13 protein-coding genes are annotated in these 15,613 nt (G+C 67.1%); 9 read left to right on the plus strand and 4 right to left on the minus strand.

The features are described from left to right. Nucleotides 1–189: 189 nt before the first annotated feature. Nucleotides 190–393 (minus strand): hypothetical protein, encoded by a 204-nt coding sequence (locus tag G6034_RS19555; RefSeq protein WP_218063921.1) that lies wholly within the window; start codon nt 391–393, stop codon nt 190–192. Nucleotides 394–1,298: 905 nt separating this feature from the next. On the opposite strand from G6034_RS19555, the gene G6034_RS13850 reads away from it, so the two are divergent. From G6034_RS13850 to G6034_RS13865, 4 genes are all read left to right on the plus strand, one after another. Beyond that, nucleotides 1,299–2,282, plus strand: coding sequence for an ABC transporter permease (locus tag G6034_RS13850; RefSeq protein ID WP_176635695.1), 984 nt, complete (start codon nt 1,299–1,301; stop codon nt 2,280–2,282). A gap of 20 nt (nt 2,283–2,302) precedes the next feature. After that, entirely contained in the window at nt 2,303–3,211 is a 909-nt protein-coding gene (locus G6034_RS13855; RefSeq protein ID WP_246295902.1) for an ABC transporter permease, read from the plus strand. Between the two features lie 85 nt (nt 3,212–3,296). After that, nucleotides 3,297–5,384, plus strand: coding sequence for an ABC transporter ATP-binding protein (locus G6034_RS13860; RefSeq protein ID WP_246295917.1), 2,088 nt, complete (start codon nt 3,297–3,299; stop codon nt 5,382–5,384). 35 nt (nt 5,385–5,419) lie between these two features. After that, nucleotides 5,420–7,144, plus strand: a complete 1,725-nt coding sequence (locus tag G6034_RS13865; protein ID WP_176635697.1) for an ABC transporter family substrate-binding protein — start codon at nt 5,420–5,422, stop codon at nt 7,142–7,144. A gap of 72 nt (nt 7,145–7,216) precedes the next feature. On the opposite strand, the gene G6034_RS13870 is transcribed toward G6034_RS13865, so the two are convergent. From G6034_RS13870 to G6034_RS13880, 3 genes are all read right to left on the minus strand, one after another. Next, a complete protein-coding gene (locus G6034_RS13870; RefSeq protein ID WP_218063922.1) occupies nt 7,217–7,825 on the minus strand; it encodes a PH domain-containing protein in 609 nt (202 codons plus the stop codon). Nucleotides 7,826–7,833: 8 nt separating this feature from the next. Continuing rightward, nucleotides 7,834–8,433 carry a histidine phosphatase family protein gene (locus G6034_RS13875; RefSeq protein WP_425485530.1) on the minus strand — a complete coding sequence of 200 codons (600 nt, stop codon included), beginning with the start codon at nt 8,431–8,433 and terminating at the stop codon, nt 7,834–7,836. Nucleotides 8,434–8,507: 74 nt separating this feature from the next. Next, nucleotides 8,508–9,965, minus strand: a complete 1,458-nt coding sequence (locus G6034_RS13880) for a CCA tRNA nucleotidyltransferase (RefSeq protein WP_246295903.1) — start codon at nt 9,963–9,965, stop codon at nt 8,508–8,510. Nucleotides 9,966–10,152: 187 nt separating this feature from the next. On the opposite strand from G6034_RS13880, the gene G6034_RS13885 reads away from it, so the two are divergent. From G6034_RS13885 to trxA, 5 genes are all read left to right on the plus strand, one after another. After that, complete coding sequence (locus G6034_RS13885) at nt 10,153–10,692, plus strand: NUDIX hydrolase (protein ID WP_176635709.1); 540 nt, start codon at nt 10,153–10,155, stop codon at nt 10,690–10,692. A 73-nt stretch (nt 10,693–10,765) separates the two neighbouring features. Further along, nucleotides 10,766–12,562, plus strand: a complete 1,797-nt coding sequence (gene murJ, locus G6034_RS13890) for a murein biosynthesis integral membrane protein MurJ (protein WP_176635701.1) — start codon at nt 10,766–10,768, stop codon at nt 12,560–12,562. 153 nt (nt 12,563–12,715) lie between these two features. After that, nucleotides 12,716–14,185, plus strand: coding sequence for an ABC transporter substrate-binding protein (locus tag G6034_RS13895; RefSeq protein ID WP_176635702.1), 1,470 nt, complete (start codon nt 12,716–12,718; stop codon nt 14,183–14,185). Nucleotides 14,186–14,302: 117 nt separating this feature from the next. Then, nucleotides 14,303–15,259 carry a thioredoxin-disulfide reductase gene (trxB, locus tag G6034_RS13900; protein WP_343038059.1) on the plus strand — a complete coding sequence of 319 codons (957 nt, stop codon included), beginning with the start codon at nt 14,303–14,305 and terminating at the stop codon, nt 15,257–15,259. A gap of 16 nt (nt 15,260–15,275) precedes the next feature. Beyond that, nucleotides 15,276–15,602, plus strand: coding sequence for a thioredoxin (gene trxA, locus G6034_RS13905; RefSeq protein WP_176635704.1), 327 nt, complete (start codon nt 15,276–15,278; stop codon nt 15,600–15,602). The last annotated feature ends 11 nt before the right edge of the window (nt 15,603–15,613 follow it).

A 15,613-nucleotide genomic window follows, 5' to 3' on the forward strand; every position in this document is an offset into this window, starting at 1 on the left:
TACCGGGTGCGGGGCCGACCCGCGGAGGGACACGGCCGGGCCTGGACAACGGTGAACAGCCCGCGCCGGGCAGCGCGGGCTGTTCACCGTTGGACGGGCGCCGCTTGGGGCGCCCCCTGTGTGGGGCTCTTGTCCCGCGGATGCGTAATGGTCATCCCCGAGCCTGCTCTCACTGTGCGCGGAAGGCCCCTACCGGATATTGAAGAGGTCGATTCGCAGGATTTCCCGTTGCTGGCGGTCCCGCATCTCGTTGAATTTCCGCTGGTCCACGGGCGTGAAGAACACCCTCTTGATGGCAGAGAACTGTGGCTTTGGATTCAACTTGTTCACCTCCCCCCACATACTGTCCATGAACGGATAAAAACTATTTTTTGGCGCGGCAAATAAAGCCATTGTTTTCCTTTGTGAAAACGGCATTATAAGAGCACAAAAAGGCGCGAATGATCTTGTGCGTCAATGCCGGGGATGAGTCGGCGGTGGACACCCTGCACGTCCCGGCAAGGGTGGGGCAGAAGCCGGAGTTCCGGGCCGCCAAGGGCGGACGGGGACGACATGCCGGGAGAAATGGATCGGGTGACCGGTCTCGGGAGGCCTCAGCAGGCCAACCCGGATGCGTACGAAGCCGTGTGAGGGGCTACGACGCCTTGCCGGCGTGCCATGCCGAGGCCATGTGACCGCCTGAAACTGCGGACTTGATTACTGTAAACATCATGGCCTCCTTTCAACATGCACGCGGACATTCCGGGAGGACTCACCGGAACTAATTTATAAAGTACATGATCAATTCCGGATTGGCCAGTCCGGCGCGGAAATTGACTAAACTTTTTTGTGCCGGATGCCCGGGTTCCGACCGGGCTCCCGGCACCATGCCACCGGGCCCTGCTGGGGCACGGCTCCGCCGCGCCCCGACACGCACGACACGTCCCGTGTCACTTTTGTTACATTGGGCGGGTCTGGCAGCGATGTCTTCCGCATGATCCCGCAGTTTTTGGCGCAGGATCGGCCCGCCCGGCACCGCAATTGGTTACCGGCCAGTAGGCAACGCGGCGCCGGTCCGCCGGCCCAACCACGCATCCGCGGGTGATCCACGGTACATTGGCACCGTGGATGCACCAGGGGAAACGTCCCGGCGCCGCCGCAACGGGATCGACAACCCTTTGGTGCACCAAGGCCGCCAACGTTGGCCGGTGCAGCGGACAAGCGATAAGGACGGACTTTTTGCCCCTGCAACCACCCATGCAGCAGCTGGCCTGTCGTTTTGACGGGACATCCCGGCGTGCCCCGAGGAGGCCGGACGAATGATCGGCTTCATCGTCAAGCGCTTCATCAACTACGCAATCCTCTCGGCGATTGCGACACTGAGCGCGTATGTCCTGGCGAGTCTCATTCTCAATCCGGCCGGGCGCTACCTGGGGCGCAATCCGCGGCCGTCGGATGAAACCATCAACGCGATCCTCAACGGCCTGGGCGTCAATCCCCACACCCCGGTCGTCGAACGCCTGTGGACCTGGCTGGTCAACCTGGTCACGCACGGATCCCTGGGCGACACCATCCACAACACCTCCGTGATCAGCGAAATGACCGCCCGGGCCGGCACCAGCCTGCGGCTGCTGATCCTCGGAACCATCATCGCGGCCATCGTCGGCGTGGTCATCGGCGTGTGGGGTGCGGTGCGCCAGTACAAGTTCAGCGACCAGGCCATCTCCTACGCGTCCTTCACCGTCCTTGCCACCCCGTCGTTTGTATTGGGCATCCTGTTGATGATCGTGGCCACCTTCGTCAACAGCACCCTGGGCATCCAGCTGATCAACTTCACCGGCGAATACACCGCCGGCCTGGACGGCGGCTGGTGGGTCCACTTCTGGGACCGCGCGGCGCACCTGCTGCTGCCCACCATTTCGCTGGCGTTGATGGGCGCGGCCGGCTACTCGCGCTACCAGCGCAGCGCCATGCTCGACGTGCTCTCCGCGGACTACATCCGCACGGCGCGGTCCAAGGGCCGCACCCGCGGGTCCGCCCTGGTCCGCCACGGCGTCCGGGTGGCCCTGATTCCCATGTCCACCTACTTTGCCTACTCGTTCGCCACCGTCCTGGCCGGCGCCGCGGTCACCGAATTGGTGTTCAGCTGGCACGGCATGGGCGAAATGCTGGTCCAGGCCATCACCCAGAGCGACATCAACGCCTTTACCGGAGCCATCCTGTTCAACGCCATCCTGGTGCTGATAGCCGGAACGCTCTCCGACGTTGTCTACGCCGCCCTCGACCCGAGAGTGCGGGTATAGCCATGTCAATGATTGAGGAAATGCCCATCGCCGACACAAGCGCCGGCACGCAGGACGTCATCCGGTCGGCCAAGCCCGTCTCGCGGTTCCGCCTGGTCCTCTCCCGCCTGCGCAGCACACCGCGCTTTTGGGTCGGCATTGTGGGCCTGGGGGCCATCATCCTGTGGGCCGTCTTTGGGCTGGTCCCGAACGCCTGGAACGCCACGGACCTGGATGTCTACAACATGGGTTCCTCCCCGACGGCGCTCCACTGGTTCGGCACCAGCGACATCGGCGAGGACATTTATGCCCAAACCATCGTGGGACTGCGCAAGTCGCTGGTGATCGGCCTGCTGGTGGGCCCCCTTGCCGCCATCGTCGCGGGGATTGTCGGGGCCGTGGCCGGGTACCTCGGCGGCTGGTGGGACCGTGTCATCATCTGGTTCATTGACCTGCTGCTGGTGCTGCCCAGCCTGTTCCTCTTCATCCTGCTCAGCCCGATCTTCAAGTCACTGTCCTGGGTGGCCCTGATCTTCCTGCTGGCAGGATTCGGCTGGATGATCATGGCCAGGGTGATCCGCGCCCAGACCATGTCCCTGCGCGAACGCGACTTCATCAAGGCGGCCCGCTTCATGGGGGTGGATACTTGGACCATCATCCGCCGCCATGTGCTCCCCAATGTCTCCTCGCTGCTCATCATCGACGCCACGCTGGGCGTGGGCGGGGCGATCCTGAGCGAGACCACGCTGAGCTTCTTCGGTTTCGGCATCCAGGCCCCCGACGTCTCCCTCGGCACCCTGCTCTCCGCGGGACAGGGCGCGGCTGCCACCCGCCCGTGGCTTTTTGTCTTCCCCGCCGCGATCCTCGTATTTACGGTGCTTTCCGCCAGCCTTGTCGGCGATGCCTTGCGCGACGCCGTGGACCCAACCTCCGGAGTCAACCGTGACTGACAGCACCCGCCAGACGAACGAGGCCACGCGGCACACCCACGCCCGCGGGAAGCGCGGGGACACGCCGCCGGACACGGCCGGCCACCTGCTCGAGGTGCGCAACCTCAGCGTCACGTTCCCGCAGCCGGGCGGCGCGGTCACGGCGGTGCGCGGCGTCAACTACCACGTGGACAAGGGCGAGTTCCTGGGGATCGTGGGCGAGTCCGGTTCGGGAAAGTCCGTCTCCTCACTGGCCGTGATGGGCCTGCTGCCGTCGTCCGCACAGGTCGGCGGCGACATCCTCTTCGAGGGCCGGTCCCTCCTGGGACGCAGCGACAGGGAGCTGTCCAGGCTGCGCGGGGAGGGCATCTCCATCATCTTCCAGGACCCGCTCTCGGCGCTGACGCCGGTGTACACGATCGGCACCCAAATCGCCGAGGCCCTGCAGCTGCACGACAAAAAACTGTCCAAACTGGCCGCCAATGGCCGGGCCGTGGAGCTGCTGAAGGTGGTGGGCATCCCGAACCCGGAGCGCCGCGCGCAGGCGTTCCCGCACGAATTTTCCGGCGGCATGCGCCAGCGCGCCATGATCGCGATTGCGATCGCCAACAACCCCCGCCTGATCATCGCCGATGAACCGACGACGGCGCTGGACGTCACCATCCAGGCGCAGATCCTGGAGGTGCTGCAAAAGGCCAAGGACCTCACCGGCGCCGCCGTGGTGCTGATCACCCACGACCTCGGGGTCGTTGCGGGCAACGCGGACCGGATCGCCGTCATGTACGCCGGCCGGATCGTGGAGACCGGCACGGTGGAGGAAGTGTTCCGCGCCCCGTCCATGCCGTACACCATCGGCCTGCTGCGCTCCATGCCCAGCCTGGCCACGGCGGGGCACACCCGGCTGGTGCCGCTGGAAGGCCGCCCGCCGCAGCTGGCCAACCTGGGGCCCGGCTGCCCCTTTGCCCCGCGCTGCCCCGTGGCCGTCGACGCCTGCCTCATCACGGAACCGCCGCTGACACCCATCGCCGGCAACGAGCTCAACGCCGCGGCCTGCCTGCGGGTGGGGGAGATCGCCTCCGGCGCGCTCAACCGCGCCAAGCTCTACCCGGTTCCCGAGCCGGTTGCGCTGGAGGAGCGGGCCAAGGTTGCCCCGGCAAGCGTGCTGGGGGTGGACGGGCTGGTGCGGCACTTCCCGCTGACCAGGGGCACCGTTTTCAAGCACACCATTGGCACCGTGCGGGCCGTGGACGGGGTCAGCTTTGACCTCAAGTCCGGCCAGACCCTTGGCCTGGTGGGTGAGTCGGGCTGCGGCAAGTCCACCACCATCATGGAGATCCTGGAGCTGGCCAGGCCGCAGGCCGGCCGGATCACGGTCAACGGCAGGGACGTCGCGGCGATGGGCGGCAAGGAGCGCCGTGGGCTGCGCCGCGACATCCAGGTGGTCTTCCAGGACCCCATGGCGTCGCTGGACCCCCGTCTGCCCATCCAGGACATCGTGGCCGAGCCGCTCACCGTCCACGGCGTCCCGGCCAAGGAACGGTTGACGAAGGTCCGCGAGGTGCTGGAGCTGGTGGGGCTGGACCCGTCCATGGCGTCGCGCTACCCGCACGAATTCTCCGGCGGGCAGCGCCAGCGCATCGGCATTGCCCGGGCACTCGTCACGGATCCGAAGATCCTGGTCCTGGACGAGCCCGTCTCGGCGCTGGACGTTTCCATCCAGGCGGGCGTCATCAACCTGCTGGAGGACCTGCAGGAAAAGCTGGGCCTGTCCTACCTGTTTGTGGCGCACGACCTCGCCGTGGTCCGGCAGATCGCCGACACCGTGGCCGTCATGTATCTGGGCCGGATTGTGGAGTGCGGCCCGTCGGAGGACATCTTCGACAATCCCCGGCATCCGTACACGCTCGCCCTGCTCTCGGCCGTCCCCGTGCCCGACCCCGCGCTGGAGCGGTCCCGCCGCCGCATCATCCTGGAAGGCGAGCTGCCCAGCCCCACGGAGGACATCAGCGGCTGCAACTTCCGGGCCCGCTGCCCGCTCTACCAGCTCATCGACGCGGAGGGGCAGGAAAAATGCCGTACGCTCGATCCCGCGCGGCGCCAGGTTGCGGGCAGCTCCGTTGCCTGCCACCACGCGGAACACCTAGACCTCATGACCGATCATCACGCACCTAAAACACTACGGTCCGGTGGATAACCAAACACCGCCAGGGGCCATCAGGGAGGAAAGAAATGAAGCACATCAAGAAGATGGTGGGAGCCGGAGTCCTGACTCTGGCCCTGGCTGTCACCGGCTGCAGCGCAGGCGGCGGAGGCGGCAACAAGCCCAACGTCGACAACAGCAAGGGCGCAGCGGACACGGCGACGCTGCCCACGGTGGCCTGGTCCAAGGCGGACTACGCCGCGGTCAAGGACGGCGGCACGCTGACCCTGGCCATCGACCAGCTGCCGGACAACTGGAACACCCTGCAGGCCGACGGCAACAACGTCTCCACGGGCCAGGTGGTGGACCCCACCACCGGCGGGCCCGTGGTCAACACGGCCGACGGCGGCTGGGAGGTCAACCCGGACTACGCGTCCGAGGTGAAACTCGTCAGCCAGGACCCCCAGGTGGTGGAGGTCAAGCTCAACCCGAAGGCCGTGTGGGAGGACGGCACGCCCGTCACCTACAAGGACTTTGCCGCCACGGTCAAGGCGAGCAGCGGCGCCAACAAGGCCTACCAGACGGTGTCCGACAACGTCTACAAGGACATTGAATCGGTCACCAGGGAAGACACCGACTACAACTTCAAGATCACGTTCAAGAACAAGAACGCGGACTGGCCCTCCATCCTGGGCGGCAGCACGGCCGGGATGGCCACCGCCAGCATCCTGCCGGCAGCCATTGCCGCTGACGTGAAGGCGTTCAACGAAGGCTACAAGTCCAAGCCCCTGCCCTCCGACGGACCGTTCAAGGTCTCCAAGGTGGACACCAACGGCCAGGTCGTCACCCTGACGCCGAACCCGAAGTGGTGGGGCGAGAAGCCGAAGCTGGACAAGATCATCATGAAGGTCGTATCCCGCGACGGGCTGGCCCAGGCCTACGCAAACAAGGAACTGGACGCCTTCAGCATCGGCACCAACAAGAACAACTACGACACCGCCAAGAAGCGCGCCGACGGCGCCGTCCAACAGACAGGCGGCCTGACCTGGAACCACGTGACGCTGAACGGTTCCAAGGGACCGCTGGCGGACGTGAAGGTCCGCCAGGCCGTGGCCCGTGCGATTGATCGAAAGACCATCTCGGCCAGCCGCCTGAGCCCCATCGGTGCGCCGGTGACGAGCATGAACAACTACATTTACATGCCCGGCCAGAAGGGCTACCAGGATGACGCCACGGGCGTGATCGGCTTTGACACTGCCAAGTCCGAGGCCCTGCTCAAGGAGGCAGGTTACGTCAAGGGGTCCGACGGCATCCAGGCCAAGGACGGCAAGAAGCTTGAGCTGACGTACACGCTGGACGCCAACAACCCGGTGTCCGAGCAGATCTTCAAGCAGTTGCAGGCGAACCTGCAGGCGGTGGGCATCACGCTGAAGAACAACACCGTTCCTTCGGACAAGTTCTTCTCCGACTACGTGCTCAAGTCCAACTTTGAGATGACCGGCTTCGCCTGGTCCGGCACCGCGTTCCCGGTTTCCTCAACGGAGTCCATCTTCTACCCGGTGGACTCGGGCCAGAACTTCACCGGCATCACCGATGAAAAGCTTGGTGCCATGTGGCAGAAGGCCAACGCCGAACTGGACCCGGCCAAGCGGATCGCCCTGGCCGCGGAGATCGACAAGGCCATCTTCGCCTACACGCCCGTCATCCCGCTGACGCCGACGCCGAACACCTACGCCGTGACCAACGGCCTGGTCAACTACGGCGCCGCCCAGTTCCAGTCGATCGACTGGACCAAGGTGGGCTGGAAGGCCTAGCAGCACCTGATTGTGCGGAAGGCCGGGGGGTTGCGCGCGTCGCAACCCCCCGGCCTTCCGCACGTGCAGCGCCTACGTGGCCGCGCCGAGGGCCACCAGCGCCAGCAGCACAAGACCGACGACGCCGTTGCGCACGTCCCAGCGCGTCGCCACCGCCTGCGTGGCGCCGTCCGGGGACGGGGCGCCGGCGTCGTGCTCCCCGGCCGTAAAAGCGCTGTCCCGGGCGGAGCGCCCCCAGGCGTTCCAAGCCGCGTCCACGGCCGCCTGGGTGTGGGACGGCGCCGGGACCCGCCTGCCGCTGCCCGGGCGTCCGCCGGAATGCCCGCCGGCGTGCCCGCCAAGCCTCGGCCCGAGCCTGCCCGCGCCGGGCGCGCCCCAGCTGGCAATCCGGCCCGCCGTGGTGTCGAGGCTGACGCTTTGTGCCACGCGGACGGCCTTGAGGGCACCGAAGGGGATGCGGTGCTCGCGCAGGATGTTGACCACCGTGAGCCCTTCGGCCCGGACCACCAGGCGCGGGCGCCAGAGCAGGAGGTGGACGGTCCAGGCCACCAGCGCCAGGGACGGCAGGAAGTGCCACACGGCCGCCGCCGTGCCGGTCAGCACCAGGTTCAGGGCAAAGAAGGCGCAAAAGGCCCAGGCGGCGGCCGCCAGCACGCGGGTGCCCGTCGAATACAGGGACACGGGCGCCGCTACAGCCCCCACTGCTCCACGGCCGGGGTCCGCTTGTCCCAGCCCAGCGTGCAGACCTTGGCCGTGCCGAGCACAAAGTGCCGGCCCTCCCCGGGCGCCAGGCCCAGCCAGCGGGCCGACAGGACGCGCAGGAAGTGCCCGTGGGCCACCAGCAGCACATTGGCCGCCAGCGTGCCGTCGGGCAGCGGGGCGCGCACGCGGGCCACGATCGTGTCCGCCCGGGCGGCCACCTGCTCCAGCGTTTCGCCATGGGGCACGCCGCTGTCCCAGATCAGGTAGCCGGGGTTGTCAGCCCGCACGACGGCGCTGTTGATGCCTTCATAGTCGCCGTAGTCCCATTCGACGGCGTTCGGCTCCACCTGGGCGTCCGGGAAGCCGGCAAGCTCCGCGGTCCGGCGGGCGCGCTGCAGCGGCGAGGTGAGCACCAGGTCAAATTCCGTGCCCGCCAGGGCGGGACGCGCGGAACGGGCCTGGTCCTCACCCTCGGGGGTCAGCGGCAGGTCGGTCAGGCCGGTGTACTGCCCGCTGCGCGACCATTCCGTCTCCCCATGGCGCAGGAGCCACAGCTTGGGCCCGCCGGGGACCGGGATGTGGGTCAGCGGCGTGGCGCCTGCCGGTTCAACTGAAGGGGCGTTGCTCATGCGTTGGTCCTGTTCTGTAAGGGCGTGCGGCGCTAACGGTCGTGCGGCTCCGGTTCGGCGGCACGCGATTCCGGCTGCTCCGCCCACCAGGCGTGCAGGGCCGCTTCCGCCGCCTGGGCGGACTGCGGGCCGTTTTCCATGCGCTGTTCCAGCAGAAACTTGTAGGCGCGGCCCACCACAGGCCCCGGCTTCAGTCCCAGCAGGGCCATGATGGCCCCGCCGTCCAGGTCCGGGCGGATGGAGTCCAACTCTTCCCGCTCAGCCAGGACGGCAATGCGCTGCTCCAGGTCGTCATAGGCAAAGGACAGCCGGTCCGCCTTGCGCTGGTTGCGGGTGGTGACATCGGAACGCGTCAGGCGGTGCAGGCGTTCCAGGACGGGTCCGGCGTCGGTCACATAGCGCCGCACGGCGGAGTCGGTCCAGCCGGTGTCGCCATAGCCGTAAAAGCGCATGTGCAGCTCCACGAGCCGGCAGACGGCCCTGATGGAGTCGTTGTCAAAGCGCAGCGCCTTCATCCGCTTGGCCGTCAGCTTGGCCCCGGCCAGGTCGTGGTGGCGGAAGCTGACGGCCCCCCCGGGCTCAAAACGGCGGGTCTTGGGCTTGCCGACGTCGTGCATCAACGCGGCGAACCGCAGGACGAAGTCCGGGCCGGGCACGGGACCCTCCGGGCCGGTCTCCAGCGCGGCGGCCTGCTCCAGGACCTGCAGGGAGTGCTGGTAGACGTCCTTGTGCCGGTGGTGCTCGTCGGTTTCCAGCTTCAGCGCCGGCACCTCGGGCAGGACCAGCTCGGCGAGGCCCGTTTCCACGAGGATGTCCACGCCGGCCCGCGGGTGGGCGCCGCAAACCAGCTTCACCAGCTCGTCCCGCACGCGTTCGGCGGAGATGATGCCGATGCGCCCGGCCATCCCCACCATGGCCCGGTGCACCTCGGGGTGGACCTCAAGGCCCAGCTGGGACGCAAACCGGGCGGCGCGCATCATGCGCAGCGGGTCGTCGGAAAAGGACTGTTCGGGGGTGCCCGGAGTGCGCAGGATGCCGGCCGCGAGGTCCGCGGCGCCCCCGTGCGGATCCACCAGCTCCAGGGACGGCAGCCTCAGCGCCATGGCGTTGATGGTGAAGTCCCGGCGCGCCAGGTCCGCCTCCAGCGACGCGCCAAAGGCGACGGCGGGCTTGCGCGATTCGGGGTCGTAGGCCTCGGCCCGGTAGGTGGTCACCTCAATGAGGAGGACCTCCCCGCTGCGCTTGCGCTTACGGAAGCCGATGGTGCCGAAGTCGCGGCCCATTTCCCAGTGCGAATCGGACCACTTCCTGGCCACCGAAAGGATCTGGTCGGGAGTGGCGTTGGTGGTGAAGTCCAGGTCCGGGGAGGTCCTTCCCAGAAAGAGGTCGCGGACGGGTCCGCCCACCAGCGAGAGCTCATAACCGGCGTCGGTAAAAAGGTGCCCCAGTTCAAGGACCACCGGGTCTAGTTTCGAGGTATCTGGCGCCATCTGCATAGTGACTTAAGAATGCCAGACTTTTTGCCCCTCCCGCGGCCCGCCCTTCAGGCACGTCCGGGGCACCCGGATCCGGCGCTGGCAGCACCGCCGCGGGCGGGCGGCGGTTCCCCGCCACAGCCCCCAAAAGGCATCCCCGCCCTGTCATCATCCCCGCACAAAGATAGCTAGAGTGGACTCCATGGTCCACCCCGTGCCGCGCGCGCCGAAGAGGAGCCCACTGCCACCGGCACTGGGCACCCAGGCCGCGTCCGCGGCTCCGGTGGCCGCCAGCCAGCTGCCCACGGTGGAGGAAATCTCCGCCGGCGGCGTGGTGGTGGAGAGGCACGACGGCGGCCTGCGGGTTGCGATCATTGCCCGCATCAACCGCGGTGGCCGGCTTGAGTGGTGCCTGCCGAAGGGCCATCCCGAAGGCGAGGAAGGCTACGCGGAGGCCGCGGTGCGAGAAATTGAGGAGGAAACCGGCATTGCCGGGGACGTCCTGGCGCCCCTGGGCAGCATCGACTACTGGTTCACCGTCAGCGGTCACCGCGTCCACAAGACCGTGCACCACTTCCTGCTGCGTGCCACCGGCGGTTTCCTGACCATTGAGAACGATCCCGACCACGAGGCCGTGGACGTGGCCTGGGTCCCCCTCGCCGAACTGGGACGGAAATTGTCCTTTCCCAACGAGCGCAGGATCACCGACCTGGCCCGGGACCTGCTGCCCGCATACTTTTAGCCCGGCCCGGCTGGGGCCGGCCCGCGGGGTCCCGCCAGCGTCTTTTCGGGCTCCGGTGAGATGATGGGGAGCGATGTCTAACGAACAACGGGTGAGAATCCCCGCCAAACCCGCCTTTCCGCCGTCGAACGCGCCCGCCCGGGACGGCGCCCGGGCAACAGGCCGGCGGCTTGCGGAGGTGCGCGGCGCCCGGCCAGCCCCGGACGTGGCCCCGGACAGGGCCTCCACGGCACGCTCCAGCGCCTCCATGGCGGTGGGCACGCTGATTTCGCGCATCCTGGGCCTGGTCAAGGGCGTGGTGCTGGGCATCGCGATTGCCGGCACCACGGTGGCGGACGTCTTCACAGGCTCCGACTACCTGCCCAACATCATCTTCCTGCTGGTGGCCGGCGGCGTCTTCAACGCCGTCCTCATCCCGCAGATCGCGAAGGCCAGCAGGCTGCCGGACAAGGGCAGTGAATTCATCTCACGGCTGCTCACGCTGGGCGTCGCCGGGCTGTTGGCGCTGACCGTGATTGTCACGGCCCTGGTGGTCCCCATCATGGGGACGTTCACGTCCTTCTCCGGCGGGCAGCTGAAACTGGCCATCACGTTTGGGCTGTTCCTGCTGCCGCAGATCTTCTTTTACGGGCTGTACTCGCTGCTGGGCCAGATCCTCAACGCCCACAACGCGTTCAGGGTCTACGCCTGGGCCCCCGTGGCGAACAATGTGGTGGCCATTGCCGGCCTGCTCGTGTTCATAGCGGTGGCCGGCAGTTCCCGGGCCCACCAGCACACCGTGGACAATTGGACCACCACCCAAACCCTGCTGCTGGCGGGCACCGCCACGTTGGGGATCGTGGTCCAATCGCTCGTGCTGCTCATGCCGGTCAAGCGGCTGGGCCTGAGGCTGCGCCCCAGGTTCGGCCTGCGCGGCACCGGCCTCGGCGTCACCGCCAAGATTGCGGGCTGGACCGTTGGCACAATGATCATCGGCCAGCTGAGCTACCTGGTGGTCCTGCGCGTGGCCACCATCTCCTCGGCCAGCAAGCCCAACGGCGCCGCCGGCGGCAGCGGCGTCCCCGGCATCTACGAATTCAACCGGGCCACCGAGCTGTACATCATGCCGCACTCCATCATTGCGCTGTCCATTGCCACGGTCATGTTCACGGCCATGGCCCGGGCGGCCGCCGCCCACGACTTCAGCGGGCTGCGCAGCTCGCTCTCCGCGGCGCTGCGTACCACCGGCGTGGCCACCGTGTTTGCCAGCATCGCGCTCATCGTCCTCTCCGGGCCGCTGGGCATGCTCTTTGGCGGCAACAGCGATCTTTCCGGGCGACAGATCGCCATCACCCTGGCGATCCTGGCCATCGGCGCACCGTTCTTCAGCGTGTATTTCATTCTCAACCGCGTGCTGTACGCCCTTGAGGACGCCCGGACGCCGTTTGTCATCCAGTGCATGGTGGTGGCCACCAGCGTGACCATGGTCCTGGCGTCCGCGGCGCTCCCCCCGCCGCTGATCATTTACGGCCTGGCCGTGAGCTACACGCTCAACAACTTCATCGGCCCCTTCCTCAGCCACCACTACCTGAAGCGGCGCCTGGGCAACTATGGCGGCGGCCTGATCCTGCGCGTCTACATGCGCTTCCTGGCAGCCGCGCTGGTGGCCGGGGTGGCCGGCGAGGCGGCGCTTCGGGCCTTTGGCAGCGCGTCCCCGGACGGTTTCATGTGGACGTCGATTTCGGCGTCCCTGGTGACGCTGGCGGTGGTGGGGTCCGCCATGGCGGTGGTCTATTTTGTGATGCTGAAGGCCCTGCGCGTCCACGAACTCGACGACGTCGTGGCGCCGCTCCTGTCCAGGGTCCGTTCCCGGATGCCGTCCCAAGGCTAGGCCCGGGCGCCGCCGCGGGGCAGCCTGGCGCCCGCTGTGTGCCCGGGAACGGGGCCAAACAGCGTAAAACTCCAGCCCCGTCCTATAGAATCAGTGCAATTACGGCCCGCGCGCACGGCTCGGGACGCCATGAAGATTTTCAAGGAGGATTCGGTGCCACAACCCATAGATGTGGGCTCGATCCTTGGCGGGCGCTACAAGGTCACCGGCCGCATTCTGGCTTCCGCCGAGGACGACGTCATTCTGGACGGGCTGGACCAGGTTCTGAACCGACCGGTCAGTATTCTGGTGTCCGCCGTGGGGAACTCACAATACCTGACCCAAAGTGCGCGCGAGGTGGCCACGGGCGAACGTGTGTCCAATGTGTCCATTCTTGACCTGGGCAGCCAGGAGAACTCCACCTACCTGATCGCCGCCAGGACCTCGCCCGCAGATCTGCTGGACCTCGTGGTCCCCTCCGAGCCTGCCGCCGAGGGGCACGACGCCGAGGTCTACCGGGAGCCATTCTTCACCGACACCCTGGGCACCGAGATATTTGGCTCGGCGCGCGATGCCGCCCCCGCGGCCGCTGCGTATGTCTACGAGGACGACACGCCCCTGACGCCGGCCCGTCCGTCACCTGCCGTCAGGCGCGCACCCGTCCGCCCCCTGGCCGGCCAGCCCGCGGCACCGCCGGCCCCCACGGCCGCGGTGCCCGCCACGCCAGCCGGGCCACGCCCGGTCCCGGCCGCCGCACCGGCCCCCGCCGCCGCAACCACGGCAACGCCCAAGGTCACCCTGTGGGGCGACGACGACTACGGCTCCACCAACGATCTCCAGGACGCTTCCGGGGACGGCGGTGCGGCCAGGAAGGGCGGCACCTTCCCGGCCGCCGCCCTCGCGGCCAGCGACAGCTACGAGACGGACGCCGGCGAAGCCGCCGACGACACCGAGGAGGACACCGACGACGACACCGATGACGGGAATGCCCCCCGCACCGGCGGCCGCTGGCTGACGGGCATCATCGTTTCCGTGTTGATCGTGGCCGCACTGGTCTTTGCCGTCTCCCACATCGGCGGCCTGTTCAACGGCGGGACCGTGGCCCAGGGCGACAAGACCACCGCCTCGGCGGCGCAGCAGTCCACGGGCGCCCAGGCCACGTCCGCGGTCCCGGCCCCGGCCGCGGTTCCCCCGGTCATCGCGCGGCTGACGGACATCACCAACTACCTTCCCGGCCAGACACACTTCAATGACATGTTCATGCCCCGCCTCCCGGACGCCGTTGACGGCAACAAGGGCACCTACTGGCCCACGGTGGAGTTTTCCAATGACACCTTCGCCGGCGCCACGGACAGCATCGACCTGGCCATTGAGCTAAAGCAGGAATCCACCATCAGTTCGGTGACCATCAACCAGATTGCCGGTTCCGGCGGTCAATTCAACATCTTCACCAACAGCAAGGCGTCCCTTGACGGTGCCAGGAAGATTGGCAGCGGATCCTTCAGCGCCCCGGACTTCATGCTGAAGGCGGCCTCCGGGGTCAAGGCCAAGTACGTCATAGTCAACTTCACCCAGCTGCCGCGGTTGCAGCCGTTCAAGGTGTACCCGTTCGGGCTGAAGATCGCCGAGATCAGCGTCAAGTAGGGCCGTGGGGCCGTGCCGCGAGGCCCAAACGGAATATTTCGATCCCCGTTCAAGTTGTGCAAGACGAACCACCAACGGCCCCAGGGCTGAATCATGAAGGAAGAGGAACACGCACCCGTGACCACGCAAGCTACCCCCGCCAGCGATGTCCGTGACGTCATCATCGTCGGCTCCGGCCCGGCAGGTTACACGGCCGCCATTTACTCCGCCCGCGCCGACCTCAAGCCGCTCATGATTGCCGGCTCCGTCACCGCCGGCGGCGAGCTCATGAACACCACGGACGTCGAAAACTTCCCCGGCTTCCCCGACGGCATCATGGGCCCGGACCTCATGGAGAACTTCGGCAAGCAGGCGGAGCGCTTTGGCACCGAGGTCATGTACGACGACGTTGCCTCCCTTTCGCTCGACGGCCCGGTCAAGACCGTGGTCCTGGCCGACGGCCAGGAATTCAAGGCCCGCTCCATCATCATCTCGACCGGCTCGGCGTACCGCGAGCTCGGCGTGGAGGGCGAGAAGCGCCTGGTGGGCCATGGGGTCAGTTCCTGTGCCACCTGCGACGGCTTCTTCTTCAAGGGCCAGGATATAGCCGTCATCGGCGGCGGTGACTCCGCGATGGAAGAGGCCATCTTCCTGACCAAGTTCGCCGACTCCGTGACAGTGGTCCACCGCCGCGACACGCTGCGCGCCTCCAAGATCATGCAGGACAGGGCGCTGAACCACCCCAAGATCAAGTTCGCCTGGAACTCCGAGGTGGCGAGCATCGAAGGCGAGGCCAAGGTGAGCGGCGTCACCCTGGAGAACCTGGTCACCGGCGAGAAGTCCAACCTCGCCGTCACCGGCGTGTTCGTTGCCATAGGCAACGATCCCCGCGTGGACCTGGTCAGGGACATCCTGGACCTGACCCCGGCCGGCACCATCGCCGTGGAGGGCCGCTCGTCCAAGACGTCCATTCCCGGCGTGTTCGCCGCGGGCGACGTCGTGGACCCCACCTACCGGCAGGCCATCACGGCGTCCGGGTCAGGCTGCGTTGCCGCCCTGGACGTGGAGCACTACCTGGCCGAGCAGGATTCCTAACAGAAAGTAGATTGCCATGAGCAACGCAAAGAGCGCAACCGACGCAACGTTTACGGACGCCGTCCTCAATGCAGACAAGCCCGTCATCGTCGACTTCTGGGCGGAATGGTGCGGTCCCTGCCGCATGGTGGGACCGATCCTCGACGAGATCGCGGCTGACTACGCTGAAAAGGTTGACGTCGTCAAGGTCGACGTCGACGCCAACCCGGCCATCTCGGCAAAGTACGGGATTACCTCCATTCCCGCGATCTACCTGTTCCAGGGGGGCGAGGTGAAGAGCACCGTCATCGGCGCCCGCCCGCGCCAGTACTTTGAAAAGGAGTTCGCCGACTACCTGAAGTAGGAGGCGTCCCA

It is taken from the genome of Arthrobacter wenxiniae (assembly GCF_013376105.1).
GTDB lineage: Bacteria > Actinomycetota > Actinomycetes > Actinomycetales > Micrococcaceae > Specibacter > Specibacter wenxiniae.

Excerpts from the sequence above, each read along its gene's own strand:
- G6034_RS19555 (WP_218063921.1), bottom strand. The coding sequence starts at position 393 with ATGGCTTTATTTGCCGCGCCAAAAAATAGTTTTTATCCGTTCATGGAC.
- G6034_RS13850 (WP_176635695.1), top strand. The coding sequence starts at position 1,299 with ATGATCGGCTTCATCGTCAAGCGCTTCATCAACTACGCAATCCTCTCG.
- G6034_RS13855 (WP_246295902.1), top strand. The coding sequence starts at position 2,303 with ATGCCCATCGCCGACACAAGCGCCGGCACGCAGGACGTCATCCGGTCG.
- G6034_RS13865 (WP_176635697.1), top strand. The coding sequence starts at position 5,420 with ATGAAGCACATCAAGAAGATGGTGGGAGCCGGAGTCCTGACTCTGGCC.
- G6034_RS13880 (WP_246295903.1), bottom strand. The coding sequence starts at position 9,965 with ATGGCGCCAGATACCTCGAAACTAGACCCGGTGGTCCTTGAACTGGGG.
- G6034_RS13885 (WP_176635709.1), top strand. The coding sequence starts at position 10,153 with ATGGTCCACCCCGTGCCGCGCGCGCCGAAGAGGAGCCCACTGCCACCG.
- murJ (WP_176635701.1), top strand. The coding sequence starts at position 10,766 with ATGTCTAACGAACAACGGGTGAGAATCCCCGCCAAACCCGCCTTTCCG.
- trxA (WP_176635704.1), top strand. The coding sequence starts at position 15,276 with ATGAGCAACGCAAAGAGCGCAACCGACGCAACGTTTACGGACGCCGTC.